This window comes from Lachnospiraceae bacterium KGMB03038, from assembly GCA_007361935.1.
Classification (GTDB): domain Bacteria; phylum Bacillota; class Clostridia; order Lachnospirales; family Lachnospiraceae; genus Massilistercora.
The window spans coordinates 1,816,586-1,841,496 of record CP041667.1 but is presented as its reverse complement, the minus strand read 5'-3'; the positions used below and the strand labels follow the sequence as shown (position 1 = coordinate 1,841,496).

Genomic DNA, 24,911 nt, shown 5'->3' with positions numbered 1-24,911 from the left:
ATATATTGACTTTACAGATCAACCTTTTCAAAGTGTTTTGCGGAAATCCGGTATGCCAGAGGGACAGTCCATCCAAACAAGCGCTGGAATATGGGCGGGGGCTTCTGACGCTGCCATAAGAAGCAGCATGGGAATTGCCGCGAGAACAAATGCTGTTCCTGCCTTGTAGCCGTTTTTATAGAATGCCGTTAGAAATACCAGATCGTACATCGCGTATAGAAGGAGCCCAAAACCATACCATGCGGCGGTCGCGTCTAAACCGACAGGGTTATTGGCGATATCCAGAGTATTTCGCAGAATCGCAAACGGGACAGAAAAAAGCAGTTGGAACAGCTGAAAGAAAACAACCAGCAGGCATTTTCCCAGAACAATTTCCCGCTTTGTCACCGGCAAAACAGCTGTGTACCAGACATCATTCGTCTCCCGCGCGTTCAAAAAAGTAAGGTAAGGCGCTAAACACCCAAACATAAAAATAACACTGTATGGATAAGCGGGCACCAGGACAAGGCAGCCCAAAAAGGCAAAAACAATCGAGGTTGGATGGGCTGCAAGCCTCATTTCTTTATACAGTAATGTCATCATCCCATTCACTCCTTTCTGTGCGAAGCATTATTTCTTCTAAAGTAAGCGGCCCTGTGTCGTCCGGAGTTTTCAAATGCTCAAAGGATCGCAGGAACGTATCTTTATCTGCGCTTTGTAATACCCGTCCATTTTGAATATAGGTAATATCATCTGCACATCTGTCCAAATCAGAAGTGATATGCGTGGAAAACAGAATAGAACAATTTTCATTTTTAACAATTTGCCGGAAAATATGAAGCAGTTCCTCGCGGGATACCGGGTCTAAACCAGAAGTCGGTTCATCCAAGATCAATAACTCGGCGTGGTGGGACAAGGCCAGCGCAAGCAGGTATTTTACTTTCATTCCATTTGAAAGTTCTTTGAATCTTTTGCTTTCATCCAAAGCAAAACGCTTGATATATTTTTGATACTGGGTCTGGTCCCAGTTTGCGTAAAATTTCCGAGTAACAGACGTGATGGCAGACAGCTTCTTCAGCGGATAAAAGTCAATCCCGCCAAACACAACGCCTATTCGCTGTTTACACTCCTTTTCATGCTGGCGGAAATTCTTTTGGAACATGGTGACACTGCCGCTTTCCGGAGACGCCATGTTGAGAACAGCCTTTAAGGCTGTACTTTTCCCAATCCAAAGCAGTTTTGAACAGCCGCGCAATGCCCAGGAAAAAATCTTCTTTCATCAGCGCGATTCCCGGATGTTCTGGATCTTCATCTCCTAAAACAACGAACATGTCTCCCGGCTTTATTTTGAACACATCTCTGGCCTGCTTGGGAAGTACGATCTGGCCGCGTTCACCTACGCGTACGGTTCCAAATATGTGCTTGCCCTTAGGCGGTATGCTCTCGCCGCTTGGCTTTTGGTCGTAATGGATCAGGTCGTCGAGTTCCACATCATACAGTTTTGCCAGCGCGTCACAATTTAGGATGTCTGGCAGAGACTGACCGGCCTCCCATTTTGCGACAGCCTGCCGTGAAACGCCGATCCGCTCTGCCACCTCTTCCTGGGAAAACTTGTGAAACTGCCGCAGGGTGATTAAATTGCGGGCAATATTATTTTTCTGCGTTTTCATACTTTTCACACCTCCTAAACTTATTATACTCACGGCTTTTTGAAAGTTCTACCAACTATGGCAAGCCAAAAATGTTATGTTTGGTTGCATAAGCTGTTGTCAAACAATAGATCCGGCGGCACAAGGCCGCAATAGTAGATAGAATGAACCGGCAATAAATGTCAAACATGTTAAATTAAAAACTATTATTGACAGACAATTATGGCGCGTGTATGATAGAAAAAAACAAAGAATCGGATGATGGATCCAAGAGAGTTTATTGCAGCTATCCCGCAGTAACGCCGAAGGGGCAAGAGTCACATCGAAACTCTCAGGCAAAGGGATTGGATCCGGACGAGACTCTGGAGATGGACAGGGAGATAGGAGGCTTATGCATATCCGGGCGGAGCAGGGCCATATCTCCTTATTTTTTGCAGAGAATCAGACAGGAGGGAATTAGTATGGAACGAAAAACCCCGCTTTACGAAGCCCATGTAAAAGCTGGCGGGAAGATGGTGCCTTTTGGAGGCTACCTCCTGCCGGTACAGTACCAGACCGGTGTGATCAAAGAACATATGGCGGTGCGCCAGGCGGCAGGGCTGTTTGACGTGTCTCACATGGGAGAAGTGCTGTGCGAAGGGAAGGATGCGCTGGCCAACCTGCAGATGCTTTTGACCAATGATTTTACCAATCTGACAGACGGCCAGGCCAGGTACAGCCCCATGTGCAATGAACAGGGGGGAACGGTGGATGATCTGATCGTGTACAAGCGATGCGAGGATCACTATCTGATCGTGGTCAACGCGGCCAACAAAGACAAGGATTTCCAGTGGATGTCAGACCATCAATTTGGGGAGGTGACCTTTACAGATGTGTCAGATTCCTATGCCCAGCTGGCGCTGCAGGGGCCAAAGGCTATGGAAATCCTTAGAAAACTGACCGCGGAGGAGAATATTCCCAAGAAATATTATCATGCCGTATTCGACGCGGAGGCGGCGGGAATTCCCTGTATCGTCTCCAAAACTGGATATACAGGCGAAGATGGAGTGGAGTTATACCTGGAAAGCCGGCGGGGGGAAGAGATGTGGAACTTTCTGCTGGAAGCGGGGACGGAAGAAGGGCTGATTCCCTGCGGACTGGGAGCCAGAGATACGCTTCGCATGGAAGCGGCGATGCCCCTCTACGGCCATGAGATGGACGAGGAAGTGACGCCCTTGGAGACTGGGCTTGGATTTGCCGTAAAGATGTCTAAAGAAGACTTTATCGGCAGGAAAGCTTTAAAAGAGATGGGAGAACCAAGGAGAAAAAGAGTAGGCCTGAAAGTTACGGGCCGGGGTATCATCCGGGAGGATCAGCCTGTTTATCTGGATGGGAAACCGATCGGCCGGACTACTTCCGGGACCCACTGCCCATATCTTGGATATCCGGCGGCAATGGCCCTGGTAGACGCTTCTTATGGAGAAGAAGGAGACCTGGTCAGCGTGGAGGTAAGAGGGCGTATGGTGGAAGCTCAGATAGTGCCCCTGCCATTTTATAAGCGAAGCAGATAAAATTTAAATTCAAGGGAAAAGAAAGGAGAAGCAGCTATGGAATTAAGAGAAGAACTGAGGTATTCAAAATCCCATGAATGGGTAAAAGAAGAGGGAGACGAAGTGATCATCGGGCTTACCGATTTCGCCCAGTCTGAGCTTGGGGATCTGGTGTTTGTCAATCTGCCGGAAGAGGGAGATGAAGTGACGGTGGGAGAGGCATTTGCGGATGTGGAATCTGTCAAAGCAGTGTCTGATGTGTATTCCCCGGTATCAGGAGTGATCAGCCAGATCAACGAGGAGCTTCTGGACGCGCCGGAATCTATTAATGAGATGCCCTATGACGCGTGGTTTGTGAAAGTAAAGGAGATCACAGAGATGGAGGAACTGTTAAGCGCCCAGGAATATCAGGCGTTTGTAGAGGAAGGCTAGACTCAGCGGAAAGGTGGTGACCTGCTATGGGCAGTTATGTACCAGGAACTAAAGAAGAACAGCAGGCAATGCTGGAAACCATCGGCCTTGCTTCAATAGAGGAACTTTTCCGCGATATTCCAGAGGAAGTCCGGTTTCAAAGGACATTGGATCTTCCGAAAGGAAAGTCGGAATTAGAAGTCCGGCGGATCATAGGGGAAATGGCGGCGAAAAATCATATTTTTCCCACCATTTTCCGGGGCGCCGGAGCCTATCGCCATTACATTCCGGCTATGGTGAAAAACGTGATTTCCAAAGAAGACCTGCAGACCGCGTATACACCGTATCAGGCAGAGATCAGCCAGGGAATCCTGCAGTCTATCTTTGAATATCAGACGATGATCTGTGAGCTGACGGGGATGGATGCTTCCAACGCCTCTGTCTACGATGGAGCCTCCGCGGCGGCGGAAGGAATCGCTATGTGCAGGGAGCGGAAAAGAAAGAAAGCATGGATCTCAGCGGCGGTACATCCGGGCGTATTAGAGACGGTGAAGACCTATTGCTTTGGAAATGAAATGGAAGTGGAAGTGATTCCGGAGAAAGAGGGGGTTACAGACCTTGCGTTTTTGGAAACCCATCTGGATGAAGAGACGGCCTGCGTCTACATTCAGCATCCCAATTATTATGGGAATCTGGAACCGGCTGGTGAGATCGGAGAGATCGTACATAAAGCGGGAGCGAAATACATCATGGGAGTGAATCCCATTTCCCTGGGCATTTTAAAGACGCCAAGGGAATACGGAGCGGACGTGGCGGTAGGAGAAGGCCAGCCCATGGGACTTCCGCTGGCTTTTGGAGGACCCTACCTTGGGTTCATGGCCTGCGTGGCCGCAATGACCCGGAAGCTGCCTGGTAGGATTGTGGGACAGACAGCGGACGCCAATGGCAAAATCGGATATGTATTGACGCTGCAGGCAAGAGAACAGCATATCCGCAGGGAGAAAGCTTCCAGCAATATCTGCTCCAACCAGGCGCTGTGCGCCCTGGCGGTAGGAACTTACCTGGCTTCCATGGGAAGCGGAGGATTAAAGGAAGCGGCGCGGCAGTGTATGTCCAAGGCCCATTATCTGGCTGAGGAACTTGACAAAGCCGGATTTCATGCAGTAAACCAGGGAGAATTCTTTCATGAATTTGTGACGGTGTCAGAGGTGCCTTCCGAAAAGGCGCTGTCCGCGCTGGAAGCGCAGAATATCCTAGGAGGCTTTCCTCTGGATGAACACAAGATCCTCTGGTGCTGTACGGAAATGAATACGAAACAGGAAATGGACCGGGCCGTCCAGATCTTAAAGGAGGTGTAAGCGATGTTGATATTTGAAAAGAGCAGACCAGGAAGACACTGCGACCTTCTGCCTCCCTGTGATGTGCCGGTCGTAAGTCTTAAGACCCAGGATGAGAGAAAACAGCCCTTACACCTGCCGGAGCTTTCCGAGGGAGAACTTAGCAGACATTACACAGAACTGGCGAAAAAAAGCCATGGCGTGAACGATGGTTTTTATCCTCTGGGCTCCTGCACAATGAAATATAATCCAAGGATCAATGAGGAAATGGCCAATCTTCCGGGCTTTGCAAAGATCCATCCGCTGCAGCCCCTCTCTGCGGTGCAGGGCTGTCTGGAAGTTTTGAAAAAGGCGGAAACATATCTTTGCGAGATCACAGGAATGGATGCTATGAGTTTTCAGCCGGCGGCAGGAGCTCACGGAGAGTTTGCGGGACTGCTGCTGATCAAGGCCTATCATAAGAGCAGGAAGGACGAGAAGCGTACCAAGATCCTGATTCCGGATTCCGCCCACGGCACCAACCCTGCCAGCGCGGTGATGGCAGGATTTACCGTAGTCAGTATCCCCTCAGGGGCCGACGGCTGTGTGGATCTGGAGAAACTAAGAGAGGCGGCCACGCCGGAGGTGGCCGGGCTTATGCTGACCAATCCGAATACGCTGGGGCTGTTTGATAAAAATATTCTTGAGATCACAGATATCATCCATGCCTGCGGGGGACTATGCTACTACGACGGCGCTAATCTGAACGCGGTCATGGGAATGGCCCGCCCCGGCGATATGGGATTTGACGTGGTCCATTTAAACCTTCACAAGACCTTTTCTACTCCTCATGGAGGCGGAGGACCGGGAAACGGTCCGGTAGGCTGCAAGAAGATCCTGGAAGATTTCCTGCCCTCCATACGCGTGACTGGGGAGACGGAATACGGAGTGGAAAAAGCGCCCCGAAGCATTGGAGAGATGAAAAGCTTCTATGGGAATTTCCTGGTGGTAGTGCGGGCGCTGACTTATATCCTGACCCTTGGAAGAGAAGGAATCCCCCAGGCAAGCCAGAACGCGGTGCTCAATGCAAATTATCTGATGAACGGTCTGAAAGACTTGTATCCCATGGCTTATGACACTCTCTGCATGCATGAATTTGTCATGAGTTTGAAAGAGCTGAAGAAAAAGGATGGAATTTCTGCCATGGATATTGCGAAAGGCCTTTTGGACCGGGGAATCCATCCTCCGACCATGTACTTCCCGCTGATCGTGGAGGAAGCGCTGATGGCGGAACCTACAGAAACGGAATCCAAAGACACTCTGGATGAGGCCATCCAAGTATTCCGGGAGCTGTACCAGGCAGCAGAGACAGATCCGGAGAGGCTCCATCAGGCGCCGGTCACAACGCCGGTAACCAGGCTGGATGAGGTAAATGCGGCAAGGCATCCGGTGCTTCGGTATATATTTAAAGAGACAGATCCTTTGGAGGAAGAAGCATGATCGTCCAGACGGCGTATCTGGAGAGCCATTCCTTTGACCCGTATGAGAATCTGGCGCTGGAAGAATATCTGCTGCGGCACTGCCGGAAAGGCCAGTGTATCCTCTACCTATGGCAGAATCAGAAAACGGTAGTGATCGGAAAGAACCAGAACGCATGGGCGGAGTGCAGGACAGAAGCGCTGGAAGAAGACGGAGGAAAGCTGGCGCGCCGGCTCTCCGGAGGCGGAGCCGTCTTCCATGATCTGGGGAATCTGAATTTTACCTTTCTGGTATGCAAAGAAGATTACAATATAAAGCGGCAGATGGAGGTGATCCTCCAGGCGGCGCGAAAGCTGGGCGTAAAGGCGGAGAAGTCCGGGCGCAATGACATTCTGGCGGAGGGGAAGAAGTTCTCTGGAAACGCGTTCTATGAACAGGGGGAACAGTGGTATCACCACGGGACCCTGATGGTGGACGTGGATTTGGATAATCTGACTCAGTACCTGACCGTATCCAAAGAGAAACTGCGTTCCAAAGGAGTCGCCTCCGTCAAGTCAAGAGTTGCGAACCTAAAGGAATTCGTGCCGGATCTGACCGTAGGAGAGTTGAAAAAGGCGCTTCGGGAGGCATTTGAAGAAGTCTATGGATATCCGGCCAGAGTGATTGGAGATGAGGACTTAGACCAGAAGGAGATAGAACGGGAGCGGGCAAAATATAGTTCCTGGGAGTGGAAATATGGGAAGAAACTAAGGTTTCAGTATGAACAGTCCCATCGGTTCCCCTGGGGATCGCTTCAGATACAGTTTCAGATCTGCGGCGGAAAGGTGGAGGATGCGGGCGTGTATTCCGACTCTCTGAAACCGGAACTGATCGAAGCCATCGGCCCGTGGCTTTGCGGACTTCGTTATGAGAAGCGGGAGCTCCTTCAGGCTCTTGGGACGCTTCCGGCGGCCGGCCCGGAGGAACAAAACATGGTGGAAGAGATCTGCGGATGGCTGCGGACAGTGGATTTATAGATGGAAAGTAAGGAGAAAAGATGGAACGGCATTATGATTGTATCATCATCGGCGCGGGCCCGGGAGGATATGTGGCGGCTATTGAGGCGGCAAAGCTGGGGCTTTCCGTTGCCGTGGTGGAAGAAGGAAAAGCAGGAGGCACCTGCCTGAACCGGGGGTGTATCCCGGCCAAGGCTATGATACACGCGGCGGGAGTTTACCAGGAGGCGAAAGCTTCCGAAAGATTCGGCATCCAGGTGCCGGAGGCGTCTTTTGATTATGAGAAGATCCTGGCCTATAAAGAGGAAACAACGGAAACTCTGGTACATGGGGTGGAACAGCTTTTGAAGGCCAATGGAGCCAAATGGATCTCCGGAAGAGGAACGCTGCTTCCGGGGAAACGAGTCCAGGTCCAGACCGGAGAAGGGAAAGAAACTTACGCCGGGGACCATATCATTCTGGCGACCGGCTCAAAGCCTTTGCTGCTGCCGCTTCCTGGCATGGACCTTCCGGGGGTTTTGACCAGTGATACCCTGCTCCAATTGAGAGAGCGGCCGGAAAGCCTGATCATTATCGGCGGCGGTGTGATCAGTGTGGAATTTGCCGCCGCCTTTGCGGGCTTGGGGACTCGGGTGACCATTTTGGAAGCTATGCCCCGGCTGGTGCCCAACATGGATAAAGAGATTTCCCAGAATCTGAAACTGATCTTGAAGAAGCGAGGCATCGATATCCATACCTCGGCGGCTGTTCAGGGGATAGAGGCCGGTGGATCGGGATACGCCTGCCGCTTTTTGGAAAAGGAAAAAGAGCAGTCTGTGTCCGCTCAATATGTGCTGTGCGCTGTGGGAAGGATTCCCAATACAGAAGGGCTTTTTGCGGAAGAGGCCAAGCCTGAGATGGAAAAGGGAAGAGTTCTGGTGGACCAGCGGTTTCGGACCAGCCTGGAAGGTGTCTATGCCATCGGAGACCTGACCTTTGGAGTCCAGCTGGCCCATAGGGCCAGCGCTCAAGGGATGGCTGTAGCAAAGCAAATTGCGGGAAAGGATCCGGCCATAGACCTGGATGTGGTACCATCCTGTGTCTACACCGATCCGGAGATCGCCTCTGTGGGACTGACGGAAGAAGGGGCCAAAGAACAGCAGATACCGGTTCGGACCGGAAAATTTATCATGAGCGCCAATGGAAGAAGCCTGATCTCAAAGGAAGACAGGGGATTTATAAAAATCGTGGCCAGGGAGGACACGGGTGTGATCCTGGGCGCCCATATGATGTGCGCCAGAGCCACCGATATGATCGGGGAATTTGTGACGGCAGTCGCGAATGGGCTTACCATCCATCAGATGGAAAAAGGGATGCGGGCTCATCCCACTTATAATGAAGGAATCGGAGAGGCGCTGGAAGAGCTGGAAGGCGGAGCGATCCATGTGATGCCGCGCGGGAAACGGTAGATTTCTAAAGAAAGGAGAGGAAAGAAATGGGATGGAAAAGTGATATCGAGATTGCCCAGGAAGCGCAGATGAGAGAGATCAATGAGATCGCGGGGGAACTTGGGATTCCAGAGCGATATGTAGAAAATTACGGAAGATATAAAGCGAAGATCGACTATCGGTATTACAAAGATGAATTATCATCCAGGCCGGATGCCAAGCTGATCCTGGTGACAGCCATCAATCCTACGCCGGCGGGAGAGGGCAAGACCACGACCACCATCGGAGTGGCCGACGCGATGAACCGGCTGGGGAAAAAGACCATGGTTGCTTTAAGGGAACCTTCTCTTGGGCCGGTGTTCGGAGTGAAAGGCGGGGCCGCGGGAGGCGGATATGCCCAGGTGGTTCCGATGGAAGATATTAACCTGCATTTTACCGGAGACCTTCACGCCATTGGGGCGGCCAATAACCTGATCGCCGCTATGCTGGACAACCACATCCATCAGGGCAACGCGCTGGATATTGACACCAACCGGGTCACCTGGCGGCGGTGCGTGGATATGAACGACAGACAGCTGCGCAGCATTGTGGATGGGCTGGGAGCCAAAGCAGACGGCGTGACTAGACAGGATGGGTTTGATATTACGGTGGCTTCTGAAATTATGGCGGTTTTTTGCCTGGCAAAAGATATTCTGGATCTCAAAGAGAGGGTATCTAAGATCATCGTCGCCTATTCCAGAAGCGGAAAACCGGTGACCGCAGGAGATCTCCATGCGGAAGGGGCCGCGGCGGCGCTCTTAAAAGACGCGTTAAAACCGAATCTAGTACAGACGCTGGAAGGAACCCCGGCTTTTATCCACGGCGGACCCTTTGCGAATATCGCCCATGGATGCAACAGCGTGATCGCTACAAAGATGGGTATGAAGCTGGCGGATTATATGGTGACGGAGGCTGGATTTGGAGCGGATCTGGGCGCGGAGAAATTCGTAGATATTAAGTGCAGGATGTCTGGGCTTAGACCAAACGCGGTGATTTTAGTTGCCACCATCAAAGCTTTGAAGTATAATGGGGGAGTTCCCAAGAACGAATTGCAGGAAGAAAATTTGGAGGCTCTGGAAAAAGGGATTCCAAATCTGTTGAAACATATTGAAAATATTACAAAGGTATATCACCTTCCGGCGGTGGTAGCGATCAACCAGTTTCCTACAGATACCCAGGCAGAGCTGGACTTTGTGCGGCAGAAATGCAAAGAATCAGGCGTCAACACGGCGCTCTCCCAGGTGTGGGGCAAAGGAGGCGCCGGGGGCGAGGAACTGGCCCGGGAAGTGATTCGTCTCTGCGAGGAAGAAAGCAGGATGGAATTCGTCTATGATACAGCCGCTCCGATCAAAGAGAAGATCGAAGCGATCGCTGTAAAAGTCTATGGTGCTGACGGGGTGGACTATACTGCCAAAGCCAACAAAGAGATTAAAAACTTAGAAGAGATCGGACTGGGAGGGCTTCCGATCTGTATGGCGAAGAATCAATATTCTCTGACGGATGACGCCAAGATGCTGGGGCGTCCGCGAGGATTCCGGATCACGATTCGGGATATTGCCGCTTCCGCGGGTGCCGGATTTCTGGTGGCGCTTACCGGAGACATTATGAAGATGCCTGGCCTTCCTAAAGTACCGGCGGCAGAGAAGATCGATGTGGATGCGGACGGTGTGATCTCAGGATTGTTCTAGGAGGAAGAGAGAAATGATGCTGGAAAAGAAAACGACGGAATTTTTGGAGGCGCTTTCTTCTAAGGAACCGGTGCCGGGCGGCGGCGGAGCCTCGGCGGCGGTAGGCGCGTTTGCCGGCGCTCTTGGCATGATGGTGGCCAATCTGACTATCGGCAAGAAAAGGTACGCGGATGTGGAAGAGGAGATCAAGGCCAGCCTTATAAAGCTGAAAGGGCTTCAGGAAGAACTGGTCCGCCTGACGGATGCGGACGCGAAGGCTTTTGAGCCGCTTTCCAAAGCTTATGGTCTGCCCAGAGAAACAAAAGAGCAGCAGGAGAAGAAAGAAGCGGTTATGGAAGAGGCGCTGTATGAGGCGAGCGTGGTTCCCATGGAAATCATGGAGACGATCCGGAAGGTTATGGAAGAACTGGAAGTTTTGGGAGAGAAAGGCAGCAGGATCGCCGTCAGCGATGTGGGGGTTGGGATCCTGTTTGCCCAGGCCGCTTTGGAAGGCGCTTCTCTGAATATCTTTATTAACACGAAACTGATGAAAAACCGGGAACGGGCCAAGGAGATGAACAGCAAGGCAGAGGCGATGATCCAGGAGGGAAGCCGCCAGAAAGAAAAGATCTACCAGGATGTGCTGGAGAAGATCCGCTGAGAAAGAGGGAGGAAAAGGACAATGAGTACAGTCATGATGGGGACAGATGTGGCAAAGTCTATGAAAGAGGATCTGATCCGGCGGACAGAAACGTTGAAAAGCCAGGGGATCCTGCCTATGCTTTGTATCCTCCGGGTGGGAAACCGCCCGGACGATCTGGCCTATGAGCGGGGCGCCAAGAAACGGATGGAACTGACAGGAATCGGCTGCCGGGTGGTGGAACTGCCGGAAGAGATCTCTCAGAAGGAATTCGAGGATGCGTTCCGGCAGGTGAATGAAGATCCAAACGTACATGGGATTCTATTATTCCGTCCTCTCCCAAGTCATTTGGATGAAGAACCGGTGAAGGCAATGATCGATCCCAGGAAAGATGTGGACTGTATGAGCGCCGTAAATATAGCGAAAGTATTTGCCGGCGATGAAACCGGGTATGCGCCCTGTACGGCGGAAGCGGTCATGACCATGCTGGATGCTTACGGCATTGACCCTAAGGGCAGGCGGACCGTAGTGGTGGGAAGAAGTATGGTGATCGGGAAACCGGCGGCCATGCTGCTTTTGAAAAGACATGCGACAGTCACAGTCTGCCACACCCGGACAGAGGATCTAAAAGGAGTCTGTAAGGAAGCGCAGATCCTGGTGGCCGCGGCAGGGAAAGCAAAGATGATCTCTGGGGATATGGTAGGAGAAGGGGCCGTTGTGATAGACGTGGGAATCAATGTGGATGAAGAAGGGAATCTCTGCGGGGATGTGGATTTTGAGGAGGCAAGCCGGAAAGCCTCCTATATCAGTCCGGTGCCAAAAGGCGTTGGCAGTGTGACCACCTCAGTTTTAGCCGGCCATGTGCTGCGGGCGGCCGGATATCTGCGGGGAATGTAAGAAGCCGCGTCAGCGGAGAGAGTCATTAGGAGGAACTATGAAGCGAATGGGAAGCATCTTCCTTCAGGCCGCGGGAGCGGGACTGGCAATTTCGATCGGAGGGACGGTCTATCTTTCTGTGGAACAGCCGATAGTGGGAAGCGTGCTCTTTGGGGTAGGATTGTATGCCATTGTTTTGAATGGCCTGTATCTGTATACAGGAAAGATCGGATATCTGGTCCAGCAGACGGAAGTGAAGCCTTACCTTGCGCTTTTGCTGGCTGCCTGGATCGGGAATCTGGCGGGAACAGCGCTGGGGGCAGGTCTTCTTGCCCAGACCAGGATTGGGGAAAATATCAGAGAGCGAGCGGTACAGCTTTGTCAGACGAAACTGTCAGACAGCCCGGCCAGTATTTTGATCCTGGCCTTTTTCTGCGGGATCTTGATGTATGTGGCGGTGGACGGTTTCCGTTCGACCGGCAATCCTCTGATTTTGATCTTCTGTGTCAGCGTGTTTATCTTATGCGGATTCGAGCATTGTATTGCCAACATGTTCTATATATCTTTGGCGGGGATGTGGTCGGTGAAAAGTTTGTCTTATCTATTTTTCATGACCATGGGAAACAGCCTTGGAGGCATGCTGATCCCTGCGCTTAAGCTTAAGAAAATACAGCCATAAATTGCATCTTGTCTCACGGTAAGATATGCGCTATACTGTTACAGTGGTCAGGATTTGAAAGCCCCTGAATCCGGGGCTTTTTTTATTTATAGAGAAAGGAAGGAGAACATGGGATATCAGGTTGCCATTGACGGTCCCGCGGGGGCCGGAAAGAGTACCATTGCCAAACGAGTAGCAAAAGAGAAGGGGTTTATCTATGTAGATACAGGAGCCATGTACCGGGCTCTGGCGCTCTATTTTCTGGAACAGGGAATTCGGGCGGATGAGACGGACCGGATGACAGAAGCTGTTTCCGGTGCTGAAGTGGGGATCCAGTATGAGAACGGGATCCAGCAGGTATATCTGAACGGGAGAAATGTGACCGGCAGACTCCGGGAGGAAGCAGTGGGGAATATGGCTTCCAAAAGCTCCGCTATTCCAGAGGTAAGACAGAAGCTGCTGGAGCTGCAAAGAGAATTGGCAAAGACAGAAGATGTGGTTATGGACGGCCGGGATATCGGCACCTGCGTACTTCCGGACGCGGATGTAAAAATCTTTCTGACAGCCAGTGTGGAAACGAGAGCCCGAAGGAGATATGAAGAGTTAAAGGAAAAAGGAATCCCCTGCAGCCTGGATGAGATCGCGAAAGACATCCAGGAACGGGACGAACGGGATATGACCCGTAAGACAGCGCCTCTTAAGCAGGCGGAAGACGCGGTCCTGGTAGACAGCTCCAATCTGACTGTCGAGGAAGTAACGGCTCGGATCATAGAGCTTTGCAGAGGGTAAGGAGAAAGCAGATGAAGATAGAACTGGCGAAGACGGCGGGATTTTGTTTTGGTGTCAGACGGGCGGTGGATACGGTATACCAGCAGGTGGGACAAGCCGGCGGGAAACCGATCTACACCTACGGACCCATCATCCATAATGACGAAGTGGTCAAAGATCTGGAGCAAAAGGGTGTAAAAGTCCTGGATTCAAAAGAAGAGCTGGCCGCGGTTGAAGAAGGCATAGTGATCATCCGATCCCACGGAGTTTCCAAAGAAATCTGCGGTTTGATGGAGCGGAAAGGGATCCGGTGTGTGGACGCCACCTGTCCTTTTGTAAAGAAGATCCATAAGATCGTAGAGGAAGAAAGCGGGAAAGGATCGCATATTGTGATCGTTGGAAATCCGGAGCATCCAGAGGTGGAAGGAATCAGCGGCTGGGCCGGAGGTCCGGTGACGATCATCCAGACCAAAGAGGAAGCGGAGTCGTTTACAATAAAAGACCCTTTACAGAAAGTCTGTATCGTTTCTCAGACGACATTTAATTACAATAAATTCAAAGAATTAGTTGAAATTATAGCTGAAAAGGGGTATGATATAATTGTTTTAAATACGATTTGCAGTGCCACAAAAGAGCGCCAGGAGGAGGCGCGTGATATTGCGAAACGAGTGGGAGCAATGATCGTGATCGGCGATAAAAAAAGCTCAAACACTCGGAAGTTATTTGAAATTTGCAGTAATGCGTGTGCGGATACGTACTATATACAGACACTTGACGATTTGGATATGAATCAATTAAGGTCCGTGGAAACAGTAGGTATTACAGCAGGGGCATCCACGCCCAACAAAATAATTGAGGAGGTTCAAAATAATGTCAGAAAAAACTTTTGAACAAATGTTGGAAGAATCATTTAAAACTATCAGAAATGGAGAGGTTGTTGATGGTACCGTCATCGATGTAAAACCGGACGAGATCATTTTAAATATCGGGTATAAAGCAGACGGGATCATCATGAGAAATGAGTATACCAACGAGCCCAATGTAGATCTGACAACAGTTGTGTCTGTAGGCGATAAAATGACGGTAAAGGTTCTGAAGGTAAACGATGGAGAAGGTCAAGTACTTCTTACTTATAAGAGACTGGCGGCTGAAAAAGGCAATGAGCGTCTCAGAGAAGCATATGAAAACCATGAGGTGCTGAAAGCCCCTGTAACACAGATTCTGGGCGGAGGTTTGAGCGTGGTGATCGACGAGGCGAGAGTGTTTATCCCCGCAAGCCTTGTTTCTGATACTTATGAAAAAGATCTGAGCAAATATCAGGATCAGGAGATCGAGTTTGTCATCAGCGAGTTTAATCCAAGAAGAAACCGGATCATCGGCGACCGCCGTCAGCTTCTGGTAGCGGAGAGAGCGGAGAGACAGAAAGAACTGTTCGCGAAACTCCAGGTGGGCGATACGGTAGAAGGAACCGTTAAGAATGTGACCGATTTCGGCGCGTTCATCGACCTTGGCGGTATTGACGGACTGCTCCATATCTCTGAGATGTCCTGGGGACGTGTGGAAAATCCGAAGAAAGTATTCCAGGTGGGAGAGACGATAAAAGTTCTGGTGAAAGATATCCATGACACGAAGATCGCGCTGAGCTTAAAGTTCCCGGAGACAAATCCGTGGGCTAACGCGGCGGAAGATTACGCGGTAGGTACCGTGATCGAGGGGAAAGTCGCCAGAATGACTGACTTTGGAGCTTTTGTGGAGCTGACGCCGGGAGTTGACGCTCTGCTCCATGTTTCCCAGATTTCCAGAGCTCATGTAGATAAACCATCAGACGTATTGTCTGTTGGACAGATGATCACAGCAAAGATCGTAGATCTGAATGTGGAAGAGAAGAAGATCAGCCTGAGCATGAAGGCGTTAGAAACAGCGGCAGAGACAGAAAGTGTGGATGACGGTGGTTCAGAGGAAGAATAATCGACAAAAATATAACACAGATTTTATAAGGATAGAGGCACCAGAGTCTCTATCCTTTGTCTGTTAAAAAAGCGTCAAGCTGTATTTGGAAATGTACAAGGAATTAGCCTTTTTTACTAGATAAAAAGGCCTTTTTCTTGTATAGTTATAAAGAGAGTAAAAAGGAAGGAAGGAAAAAGGATGGCATTGTTAACATTTAAGGGTGGAATCCACCCGGATGACGGCAAGGGACTGGCAAAAGGCTCGGAAATTGTCGAACTAAAGCCGAAGGGCAGCCTGGTCTATCCAGTTTCACAGCACATCGGTGCCCCGGCGGCGCCGGTCGTTAAAGTTGGGGATGTGGTTCTGAAAGGACAAAAGATCGCGGAAGCAGGCGGTTTTGTTTCCGCGCCTATTTATTCTTCCGTATCTGGGACAGTGAAGGCGATCGAGCCTCATCTGAATCCGACAGGGGGAATGGTGAACAGTATTGTGATTGAAAACGACGGGGAATACCGGGAAGTAGAATATCCTGAAGTAAAGCCCCTGGAGGAGATGAGCAAAGAGGAGATCTTAAACGCGATCGGCGAAGCTGGGGTCGTTGGTATGGGCGGAGCGGGTTTCCCGACGAAGGTAAAACTTTCTCCCAAAGAACCAGATAAAATCGACTATGTGATCGCGAACTGCGCGGAATGTGAACCTTACATCACCGCAGACTACCGGGCGATCCTGGAGATGCCGGAGAAACTGGTAGGCGGTATGAAGGCGGTGCTCCGGTTGTTTGACAACGCAAAAGGAATCTTTGGCGTTGAAGATAATAAGCCAGACTGTATCGCGAAATTAAAAGAGCTTACCAAGGACGAACCACGGATGGAGGTCCTTGCATTGAAGACAAAATACCCGCAGGGCGGCGAGCGTCAATTGATCTATGCTACCACCGGACGGGCGATTAATTCCGCTATGCTTCCGGCAGACGCGGGATGTGTAGTTGATAACGTGGCTACTATGATCAGCATCTATCAGGCGGTTGTAGAGGGAAGACCATCCATGGAGAGGATTGTTACGGTAAGCGGAGACGCGGTCAATGAACCGGGGAATTTCAAAGTTCCGTTCGGAATCAATCAGGCGGAGCTTGTGGAAGCGGCCGGCGGATTCAAGGAAGATCCGCAGAAATTGATCTCCGGCGGTCCGATGATGGGATTTGCTATGTTTACGCTGGATGTTCCGGTAACGAAAACTTCATCTGCGATTCTTGGATTTACCAAAGATGAGGCTTCTAAGTTTGAACCGACAGCCTGCATTAACTGCGGCCGGTGCGTGGAAGCCTGTCCAAGCCGTCTGATTCCGTCAAGACTGGCGGATTACGCGGAGAATCACAATGAAGAGGCGTTTACAAAACATGAAGGGCTGGAGTGTATGGAATGTGGTTCCTGCAGTTATGTATGCCCGGCAAAACGTCCGCTGAAACAGGCGATCGGTTCCATGAGAAAGATTGCGCTTGCAAACCGCAAGAAGAAATAATCAAAAGAATGTTGAGGAAGAGGTGAACAAACGTGAGTGAGAACAAATTAAAAGTGTCGTCTTCACCACATATACGTGACAGAGTTACCTCCGGCAATATTATGCTCATGGTAGTCATCGCGCTGCTGCCGGCATCTGCGTTCGGAGTTTATAACTTTGGCTTATCTGCGCTGATCATGCTGATCAGTACTACAGTATCATCCGTATTGACGGAGTTTATTTATGAGAAATTGATGCATAAAAAGGTGACGATCAACGATTTCAGCGCGGTCGTTACCGGACTTTTGCTCGGATTGAATATGCCGCCTACAGCCCCCTGGTGGATGGGCGTCTTGGGAGGTATCTTCGCGATCCTTGTAGTAAAACAGTTGTTTGGCGGTCTGGGACAGAACTTCATGAACCCGGCGCTGGGCGCGAGATGTTTCCTGATGATCTCCTTTGCCGGCCAGATGACCACATTTGTCTATGACGGCGTTACAGGACCGACTCCTCTTTCCTATGTGAAGGAAGGGGCTCTGGATCAGGTCAATACCATGGACATGCTGATCGGAACCATTCCAGGAACCATCGGAGAGACTTCTGTGATCGCGATCATCATCGGGGCAATCTTCTTGATCCTGATGGGTGTGATCGATCTTAGGATTCCTGGTACATATATTGTAACATTTGTGATCTTTGTCGGTATTTTTGGTCATGTGGCTCATCCAGAGATCGGATTCTTTGATCCTCAGTACATTACCGCTCATTTGTGCGGCGGAGGACTTATGCTGGGAGCCTGGTTTATGGCTACGGATTATGTGACTTCCCCGATCACTAAGAAGGGGCAGATCGTATATGGAATCATCCTTGGACTGCTGACCGGTCTGTTCCGTATTTTTGGCGGAAGCGCGGAAGGTGTTTCCTATGCGATCATTATCAGTAACCTTCTGGTTCCGTTGATCGAGAAGGTTACTCTTCCAAAACCATTTGGTAAAGGAGGAGAGAAATAATGAACAAGATTATCAAGAATACAATCATCCTGACTGTGATCACTTTAGTCTCCGGTCTTCTGCTGGGACTTGTATATGAAATCACGAAAGAACCGATCGCCAACGCCCAGGAGCAGGCGAAGAGGGAAGCGTGGCAGGCGGTATTCCCTGATGCGTCACAGGATGCGTTTGAACAGATAGACGTAGACGGGGATGTGGCCGCCCAGGTGATCAAAGATCTGGGAATGTCTGGAAGTATTGATGAGGTCTGCGCGGTAGACGGCGGTGATACAGGATATGTGATCACTGTAACAGATGGAGAGGGATACGGCGGCGACATCCAGATCACGGTAGGCATCACCGCGGACGGTACGGTGAGCGGTGTTTCCTTCCTTTCTATCAGCGAAACTGCCGGACTTGGTATGAAGGCGACGGAGAGCTCTTTCTATGAGCAGTATGTTGGTGTGCAGACAGAGAAGTTTTATGTATCCAAAGACGGCGGCGAGGGGGAACCAATCGATGCCATCAGCGGCGCTACCATTACTTCGAGAGCAGTAACCAGTGCGGTAAACGCGGCGCTTGGTTATTTCCAGAACGCGTTTTAGGAGGTAGTTGAGATGAATAGTTGTGGCGAAAGACTGAAAAATGGTCTGATAGATGAAAATCCTATATTTGTTCTGATGCTTGGTATGTGTCCGACGCTGGCGGTCACCACTTCTGCGATGAACGGTCTGGGCATGGGAGTATCTACTACAGCGGTGCTTGTTATGTCCAACATGCTGATTTCTATGCTGCGTAAAGTGATTCCGGATTCTGTCCGGATGCCTGCGTTTATCGTAGTTGTAGCATCTTTTGTAACTATCGTAGATTTCCTGATGGAAGGTTTTACGCCTTCTCTCTATGACGCGCTGGGACTTTATATTCCGCTGATCGTTGTAAACTGTATCATCCTGGGCCGCGCGGAGAGTTATGCTTCTAAAAATCCTGTCCTGCCGTCTATTTTCGATGGACTTGGCATGGGGCTTGGATTTACGGTGGCTCTGATCGCCATCGGAGCGGTCCGCGAGATCATTGGCGCTGGTCAGATCTTCGGCTATCAGCTTCTGCCGATCGCGGATGAGGCCGCTGGAACGGCAGGCTATGTGCCGGTCGCTATCTTTGTCCAGGCTCCGGGAGCCTTCCTGGTACTGGCTGTGCTGGCGGCGATCCAGAATAAGGTAAAGATCAACATGGAGAAGAAGGGCAAAGACGCGTCCAAGATCCAGTCCGGATGCGGCGCGGACTGTGCGACCTGCGGCGGTTGTGCTTCAGCCGCTGAGAACGGAAAGGAATAGGAGGGGTAAAAGATGGCAGATTTGATTTTGATCGCAGTTGGTTCTGCGCTTGTAAGTAACGTCGTACTCAGCCAGTTCCTTGGAATCTGTTCCTTCCTGGGCGTTTCCAAGAAGACGGAGACAGCCGTTGGAATGGGCGGAGCGGTAATCTTCGTTATTACGCTGGCATCATTTGTGGCGAGCCTGCTGTATGAATTTATTTTGAAACCATTGGGATTCGACTATCTGAACACGATCGTATTTATCCTGGTCATTGCGGCTTTGGTCCAGATCGTGGAAATGTTCTTAAAGAAGTTTGTGCCTTCTCTGTATAACGCGTTGGGTGTATACCTGCCGCTGATTACCACGAACTGCGCGGTGCTGGGCGTAGCCATCAACAATGTACAGGATGAATACAATCTTCTGGAAAGCGTGGTAAACGGTTTCGCGACGGGTGTCGGTTATCTGATCGCGATCGTTCTGCTGGCCGGTATCCGCGAGAAAATGGAATATAACGATATCCCGGAATCCTTTAAGGGAATGCCGATCGTACTTTTGACATCAACGTTGATGGCGATCGCCTTCTATGGATTCTCAGGATTGATATAGGAGGAAGATGGATATGAGTATAACAGGGATTATTTTGGCTGCAGTCATTGTAGGCGGTACTGGCTTATTCATCGGTATCTTCCTGGGACTTGCGGACAAAAAGTTTGCGGTAGAAGTTGATGAAAAAGAAGAGCAGGTTCTGGGAGTTCTTCCTGGAAATAACTGCGGCGGCTGCGGATATCCGGGATGTTCTGGTCTCGCCGCGGCGATCGCGGCCGGGGAAGCTCCGGTAAACGCCTGCCCGGTAGGTGGCGCTCCGGTGGCGGCCAAGATCGGAGAGATCATGGGAGTAGATGCCGGAGAACAGATTCATGAGGTGGCGTTTGTAAAATGTGCCGGAACCTGTGAGGCTGCGAAAACAAGCTACGATTACAATGGACTCCATGATTGCGTCATGATCAATATGATGCAAAATGGCGGACCAAAAGCCTGCGTTTATGGATGTATCGGTGAGGGTACCTGCGTAAAAGCCTGCCCCTTTGACGCGATCCATATTGTAGACGGAGTGGCTGTGGTGGATAAAGAAGCATGTAAGGCCTGCGGCAAGTGTGTGGCTGCGTGTCCGAGACATCTGATCGAACTTGTTCCGTATGAACAGAAACATCTGGTACAGTGCAGTTCCAAGGATAAAGGAAAAGATGTTATGAAAGCCTGCTCTGTGGGATGTATCGGCTGTAAGATGTGTGAGAAGGTATGCGAGGCAGAGGCAGTAAAAGTGGTAGATAATGTGGCATACATTGATACCTCAAAATGTACAAACTGCGGCGCGTGCGCAGAGAAATGTCCGAAGAAGATCATATTATAAGTTTTATTTTTCAATTTGGGCCGGGGGATTTTTAAAAATCCCCCGGCCCAAATGAAAAAAGGAGTAAATTTCTAATGAAGCGAACCGTGAAACAGACTGTCCATGACGGGTGGAAGATCTTAAAAGAGGATATTTGTCAGGCTAGATGGGCAATTGTGGCTTTGGCTTTGTATTTTCTTTTTTTTAAATATATCCTTCACAGTATGTGCCCTATGGTCTTGGCAACAGGCTATCCCTGCCCCGGATGCGGCATGACCCGCGCTGCTTTCTGTGTGCTCCGCCTGGATTTTGCCGGCGCATGGGAAACCCATCCGTTTATTTTCCCGATCATCGTGCTTGCGGCGGTATTCTGCTGGAACCGGTACGTAAGCGGGAAGAAGAGACAGCCGGTCTTGCGCAAGTGTGTGACAGTCCTGGCAGTAGCTATGATTTTGTTTTATTTTTGGAGGATGTGGCGGTTTTTCCCGGGACAGCCGCCTATGAGCTATTACAGCGGGAATCTGCTGTCTAGGATTCAAGGGGTTCTATTGCATTTGCGGTAACATCATGATAAAATGTTGTCAGTATGGTAAGGAGGGTTACGACTATGGAAAACAATTTTGACAATACACCTGAAAACAATGGCCAGAATCTGGACCAGCAGCCTGTATATACTGATCCTAACGCAGATGTGAACGTGCAGAAGACGGAATCTTCCGCTGATCAGCAGAGCCAGGATCAGACGGAGAATCAGAATCAGGGAGAGCAGTCTCAGACCCAATATCAGTATACCTATCAGCAGAATCAGACTCAAAATCAGGGCCAGGGAGATCAGCCCCAGTATCAGTATACTTATCAGCAGAATTCGGGACAGGCCCAGAATATGAACTATCAGCAGAATCCAGGACAGTCTCAGAATACTAATTATCAGCAGTATCAGGATAATTATGGGAATTATAATAACTATAACCAGAATTATACGAATGGATATAATAATTATAACGCCGCGAATCCTCAGGGTTATGGACAGAATTATACACAGCAGCCCCAGATGGACACCAGTCCGATGACGATGGGAGAATGGCTGTTAACGATTTTGGCGCTGCTTATCCCCTGCGCCGGTATTATCATTTATTTTGTATGGGCATTTGGTAAGAAGGGAAATATCAACCGGAGAAACTACTGTCGGGCGATGCTGATCATATACGGAGTGCTTCTTGTGATCTACATTATTTTCTTTGTGATTTTTGGAGCAATGATCGGCGCATCCACAACCTATTATTATTAAGATTGAAAAAAGGATCTGTTTTTGCAGATCCTTTTTTATAGTGCGCCTGGCGGCGCACGTTTCTTAAGGGTGCAAGTCCCAAATCCGCCCGGTAGTGGGAAGGATATAGCCGAAGGCAAGGGTGTCCACCGCAAGGTGGAATCTGAAGGAAGCCGGATGTGGGGAACCTACTAACCCATGGGCAAACCTCTGGTCTGACGGACAGAAATCGTATAGAAGGCTGTACATGAGGGTAAGTCTGCTATACAAGACGAAGCCCGATAGCTACACGGAATCATGTACAGTAAATGCGGCAGATAGATGGAGGGAAAGAAACGTGTGGTACCCAGGGAGGTCTGTGCGGAATGCTCTAAAAAGAGTAACCATTATCGAGAGGTAATGTTGAGCGTACAGAAGTCAGCAGAGGCCATAGTAGCCGGAAGTTTTTTCGGCGAAGGGCTAAATCAATAGGAGCCCTTAGTACGACAGGGAAAGGAGGAATGGGCAGATGGGTACAGAAAACGGAGAAAGCTGCTCACAAAGAGATAGCGCGGAACGCAAAGGGTATGTGAGAGCGCACCGCTCATTCAACCGGATATGGAAGGAAAGGGACAGTGCAGAGTCGGACATCTTGGGTAAGATTCTGGCGAAAGATAACCTGAACAGAGCTTACAAGAGAGTAAAAGCAAACAAGGGAGCGCCGGGAGTCGACGGAATGACCATCGAAGCGGCCCTGCCATGGTTAAAGGAGCACAACTACGAACTGACAGAGAGAATCCGAAAGGGGAAGTATACCCCGTCTCCTGTCAGACGGGTGGAAATCCCAAAGGCGGACGGAGGGGTGCGCAAGCTAGGCATCCCAACGGTCATTGACCGCATCATCCAACAGGCAATGCTCCAGCAGCTCATGCCAATCTACGAGCCGCTGTTTTCGGATGACAGCTTTGGCTATCGTCCGGGACATGGGGCAAAAGACGCCATACACAGGATAAAAGAGTACATGGAACGGGGTTATACAAGGGCGGTCGTCCTTGACCTGTCAAAGTACTTTGATACGCTGAACCATACAATCCTGCTAAACCTGTTGAGAAAACAGGTAAAAGATGAGAGGGTGATACAGATGGTAAAGCGATACCTGAAAAGCGGAGTGATGGAGAACGGAGTTGTAACAGAGACAAAGGAAGGGTCCCCACAGGGAGGAAATCTCTCTCCCCTTTTGGCAAACGTGTACCTGAACGAGTTCGACTGGGAATTCCAGAGACGGGGTGTGCCGTGTATCCGCTATGCAGATGACATTGTATTGTTGGCGAAGAGTGAGCGGGCGGCAGAACGACTGCTGGAATCCAGTACGAAGTATCTGGAGGGAACGCTGAAGCTGAAAGTGAATCGGGAAAAGAGCCGGACAGTCAGCGTGTTCTCAATCGGAAATTTTAAGTTCCTTGGCTTTTGTTTTGGGAAGAACGGAAAAGGAATCTACGTCCGTGTCCATGGAAAGTCGTGGAAGAAAGCCAAGGATAAACTGCGCAAGCTCACTTCCCGGAGCAGGTGCGGGAGTATTATCCGAACCATGGAGAAGATAAAAGTCTACATGAGAGGATGGCTGAACTACTATGGGATAGCGGACATGAAGAAGAATATCGAAAGCCTGAACGGATGGCTGTACCGCCGGATACGGATGTGTATCTGGAAACAGTGGAAACGGCCAAAGACCCGAAGAAGAAAACTGATGGGACTGGGCTTACCGGAATGGGCAGCCTGTGAGGGAGCATACAGTAGGAAATCCTACTGGAGGATGTCTAACACAGGCGTGGTCAAAAGAGCGCTAACTAAAGAAAGACTGATAAACTGGGGTTTCTATGATTTAACCACAGCTTATCAGTCTCTGCACGTCAACTATTGAAACCGCCGTGTACCGAACGGTATGCACGGTGGTGTGAGAGGACGGGAGTTAATCACTCCCTCCTACTCGATTGAGTTTTATTGTTTCTTTTGAAAATTAGATGAATAGTGAAGTTTCTGATCATCGGTAATAAACACAGCATCCACATTATCCAATTGATCGATCAGACGCATGCCCTCTTCATATCCCAGGAGAAAACAGGTGGTACTCAACGCATCTGCTGTGAGTGATGAATCTGTGATGATGGTAACGCTGTAAAGGTTATTTTTGCATGGGGCTCCTGTGGAAGGATCCAAAATATGGTGATAGAGAGTTCCGTCATCGGCCTCAAAATAGCGCTGGTAAATTCCGGTGGAAACTACCGATTGATTCGCTACTTTTACAGAGGTAATGGCGTCCCCGCTTTTTGCAAATGGTTTTTGAATCGCGATATTATAGTCGGTTCCGTCAGGTTTTGTCCCAATGGTCTGTACATTGCCCCCAAGATTGATGACCGCGTGTTTTACACCTTGATCCTCCAGATACTCCTTCACTCGGTCCGCGATATATCCTTTCGCGATAGCGCCTACATCGATGGCGGCTTTTGGGTCTCTTAGCATGACAGTATTGTCTTTTAAAATGATATTCTTATAGTTGACATGGGTTCTGGCCTCGGCAAGAGCGGCGCTGGAAGGTACTGCCGGCTCTTCGGAGCTGAAATCCCACAGAGAGGAAACCGCTCCGATCGAAATGTCGAAAGCCCCATCGGAAAGATCACCGTAATAGATGCCTCGTTTGATCAGATCAATAGTTTCTTCTGATACTTCCACAGCGGCTCCGCCTGCGTGATTGATCTTGTAGATGTCGCTGTCTTCGTTTGTATAAGAAAACATCGTGTCGTATTTCCTGCAGAGTTTTTCACAGCCTTTTAAGATATCGTCGCCGGCTGGATCTAAGATCTTGACGCTGATCACTGTGTCATAGAGTGTATCTGTATACACAAGATTTCTCTTTTCCGTGAGCCCGGAACATCCAGGAAGAAGAAGGATGGCCGCGGTAAGAAGAGCCGCGATTTTTTTATATCTCATAAAACACCTCATTACTTCATTTACTACCATATAGTATAACATGAAAAACGGGATATGCAATCGAACGTTTGGTTGCAGACCAGAAAATCTTATGATAGAATA

At 49.9% G+C, this 24,911-nt stretch carries 24 protein-coding genes, 4 pseudogenes and 1 riboswitch; of the genes and pseudogenes, 23 read left to right on the top strand and 5 right to left on the bottom strand.

Annotated elements, in window-relative coordinates:
- Positions 1–11: 11 nt before the first annotated feature.
- The 3 pseudogenes from FND36_08885 to FND36_08875 all read right to left on the bottom strand — a co-directional run bounded on the left by FND36_08885 (position 12) and on the right by FND36_08875 (position 1,649).
- Positions 12–579: pseudogene (locus FND36_08885) on the bottom strand (ABC-2 transporter permease).
- A pseudogene (locus FND36_08880) lies at positions 563–1,204 on the bottom strand (ABC transporter ATP-binding protein). The pseudogenes FND36_08885 and FND36_08880 overlap by 17 nt, the downstream one beginning before the upstream one ends.
- 1 nt (position 1,205) lies before the next feature.
- A pseudogene (locus FND36_08875) lies at positions 1,206–1,649 on the bottom strand (helix-turn-helix transcriptional regulator).
- A 237-nt stretch (positions 1,650–1,886) separates the two neighbouring features.
- Positions 1,887–1,985, top strand: a riboswitch (glycine riboswitch).
- A gap of 104 nt (positions 1,986–2,089) precedes the next feature.
- Here FND36_08875 and gcvT point away from each other — a divergent pair.
- From gcvT to FND36_08770, 21 genes are all read left to right on the top strand, one after another.
- Positions 2,090–3,178 (top strand): glycine cleavage system aminomethyltransferase GcvT, encoded by a 1,089-nt coding sequence (gene gcvT / locus FND36_08870; GenBank protein ID QDW74129.1) that lies wholly within the window; start codon positions 2,090–2,092, stop codon positions 3,176–3,178.
- Between the two features lie 36 nt (positions 3,179–3,214).
- Positions 3,215–3,589, top strand: coding sequence for a glycine cleavage system protein GcvH (gcvH, locus tag FND36_08865; protein QDW74128.1), 375 nt, complete (start codon positions 3,215–3,217; stop codon positions 3,587–3,589).
- Between the two features lie 26 nt (positions 3,590–3,615).
- Positions 3,616–4,926 (top strand): aminomethyl-transferring glycine dehydrogenase subunit GcvPA, encoded by a 1,311-nt coding sequence (locus tag FND36_08860; protein QDW74127.1) that lies wholly within the window; start codon positions 3,616–3,618, stop codon positions 4,924–4,926.
- Positions 4,927–4,929: 3 nt separating this feature from the next.
- Positions 4,930–6,384 carry a glycine dehydrogenase subunit 2 gene (locus FND36_08855; protein ID QDW74126.1) on the top strand — a complete coding sequence of 485 codons (1,455 nt, stop codon included), beginning with the start codon at positions 4,930–4,932 and terminating at the stop codon, positions 6,382–6,384.
- Complete coding sequence (locus tag FND36_08850) at positions 6,381–7,379, top strand: lipoate--protein ligase (protein QDW74125.1); 999 nt, start codon at positions 6,381–6,383, stop codon at positions 7,377–7,379. The genes FND36_08855 and FND36_08850 overlap by 4 nt, the downstream gene beginning before the upstream one ends.
- A 20-nt stretch (positions 7,380–7,399) precedes the next feature.
- Positions 7,400–8,806, top strand: coding sequence for a dihydrolipoyl dehydrogenase (lpdA, locus tag FND36_08845; GenBank protein ID QDW74124.1), 1,407 nt, complete (start codon positions 7,400–7,402; stop codon positions 8,804–8,806).
- A gap of 26 nt (positions 8,807–8,832) precedes the next feature.
- Positions 8,833–10,512 (top strand): formate--tetrahydrofolate ligase, encoded by a 1,680-nt coding sequence (locus FND36_08840; protein QDW74123.1) that lies wholly within the window; start codon positions 8,833–8,835, stop codon positions 10,510–10,512.
- A gap of 16 nt (positions 10,513–10,528) precedes the next feature.
- Complete coding sequence (locus FND36_08835) at positions 10,529–11,152, top strand: cyclodeaminase/cyclohydrolase family protein (GenBank protein ID QDW75593.1); 624 nt, start codon at positions 10,529–10,531, stop codon at positions 11,150–11,152.
- A gap of 21 nt (positions 11,153–11,173) precedes the next feature.
- Positions 11,174–12,028 (top strand): bifunctional 5,10-methylenetetrahydrofolate dehydrogenase/5,10-methenyltetrahydrofolate cyclohydrolase, encoded by an 855-nt coding sequence (locus FND36_08830; protein QDW74122.1) that lies wholly within the window; start codon positions 11,174–11,176, stop codon positions 12,026–12,028.
- A 37-nt stretch (positions 12,029–12,065) separates the two neighbouring features.
- Positions 12,066–12,686 carry a formate/nitrite transporter family protein gene (locus tag FND36_08825; GenBank protein ID QDW74121.1) on the top strand — a complete coding sequence of 207 codons (621 nt, stop codon included), beginning with the start codon at positions 12,066–12,068 and terminating at the stop codon, positions 12,684–12,686.
- A gap of 108 nt (positions 12,687–12,794) precedes the next feature.
- Positions 12,795–13,454, top strand: coding sequence for a (d)CMP kinase (locus FND36_08820; GenBank protein ID QDW74120.1), 660 nt, complete (start codon positions 12,795–12,797; stop codon positions 13,452–13,454).
- Positions 13,455–13,465: 11 nt separating this feature from the next.
- Entirely contained in the window at positions 13,466–14,323 is an 858-nt protein-coding gene (gene ispH / locus FND36_08815) for a 4-hydroxy-3-methylbut-2-enyl diphosphate reductase (GenBank protein ID QDW74119.1), read from the top strand.
- On the top strand, positions 14,304–15,401 hold the full coding sequence (gene rpsA, locus FND36_08810) for a 30S ribosomal protein S1 (protein QDW74118.1): 1,098 nt from the start codon (positions 14,304–14,306) through the stop codon (positions 15,399–15,401). The genes ispH and rpsA overlap by 20 nt, the downstream gene beginning before the upstream one ends.
- Before the next feature lie 180 nt (positions 15,402–15,581).
- Positions 15,582–16,901 carry an electron transport complex subunit RsxC gene (rsxC, locus tag FND36_08805; protein QDW74117.1) on the top strand — a complete coding sequence of 440 codons (1,320 nt, stop codon included), beginning with the start codon at positions 15,582–15,584 and terminating at the stop codon, positions 16,899–16,901.
- A 32-nt stretch (positions 16,902–16,933) separates the two neighbouring features.
- Positions 16,934–17,890, top strand: a complete 957-nt coding sequence (locus FND36_08800) for an RnfABCDGE type electron transport complex subunit D (protein ID QDW74116.1) — start codon at positions 16,934–16,936, stop codon at positions 17,888–17,890.
- Entirely contained in the window at positions 17,890–18,474 is a 585-nt protein-coding gene (locus FND36_08795; GenBank protein QDW74115.1) for an RnfABCDGE type electron transport complex subunit G, read from the top strand. Before FND36_08800 ends, FND36_08795 begins: the two co-directional genes overlap by 1 nt.
- Before the next feature lie 12 nt (positions 18,475–18,486).
- A complete protein-coding gene (locus FND36_08790) occupies positions 18,487–19,203 on the top strand; it encodes an electron transport complex subunit E (GenBank protein ID QDW74114.1) in 717 nt (238 codons plus the stop codon).
- A 12-nt stretch (positions 19,204–19,215) separates the two neighbouring features.
- Positions 19,216–19,791: an RnfABCDGE type electron transport complex subunit A gene (locus FND36_08785; protein ID QDW74113.1), complete on the top strand. Its 576-nt coding sequence runs from the start codon at positions 19,216–19,218 to the stop codon at positions 19,789–19,791.
- Between the two features lie 13 nt (positions 19,792–19,804).
- The gene (locus FND36_08780) at positions 19,805–20,596 is read left to right on the top strand and encodes an RnfABCDGE type electron transport complex subunit B (protein QDW74112.1); all 792 of its coding nucleotides are present in this window, start codon (positions 19,805–19,807) and stop codon (positions 20,594–20,596) included.
- Between the two features lie 74 nt (positions 20,597–20,670).
- A complete protein-coding gene (locus tag FND36_08775; protein QDW74111.1) occupies positions 20,671–21,138 on the top strand; it encodes a DUF2752 domain-containing protein in 468 nt (155 codons plus the stop codon).
- Positions 21,139–21,458: 320 nt separating this feature from the next.
- Entirely contained in the window at positions 21,459–21,863 is a 405-nt protein-coding gene (locus FND36_08770; GenBank protein QDW75592.1) for a hypothetical protein, read from the top strand.
- Between the two features lie 63 nt (positions 21,864–21,926).
- Here FND36_08770 and FND36_08765 read toward each other — a convergent pair.
- A pseudogene (locus FND36_08765) lies at positions 21,927–22,141 on the bottom strand (hypothetical protein).
- Between FND36_08765 and FND36_08760 the strand changes: the two are divergent.
- Positions 22,090–22,242, top strand: a complete 153-nt coding sequence (locus FND36_08760) for an arginase (protein QDW74110.1) — start codon at positions 22,090–22,092, stop codon at positions 22,240–22,242. The pseudogene FND36_08765 and the gene FND36_08760 sit on opposite strands and share 52 nt — an antisense overlap.
- Before the next feature lie 108 nt (positions 22,243–22,350).
- Positions 22,351–23,742: a group II intron reverse transcriptase/maturase gene (gene ltrA / locus FND36_08755; protein QDW74109.1), complete on the top strand. Its 1,392-nt coding sequence runs from the start codon at positions 22,351–22,353 to the stop codon at positions 23,740–23,742.
- A 77-nt stretch (positions 23,743–23,819) separates the two neighbouring features.
- On the opposite strand, the gene FND36_08750 is transcribed toward ltrA, so the two are convergent.
- Complete coding sequence (locus tag FND36_08750) at positions 23,820–24,809, bottom strand: FAD:protein FMN transferase (GenBank protein QDW74108.1); 990 nt, start codon at positions 24,807–24,809, stop codon at positions 23,820–23,822.
- Positions 24,810–24,911 lie beyond the last annotated feature (102 nt).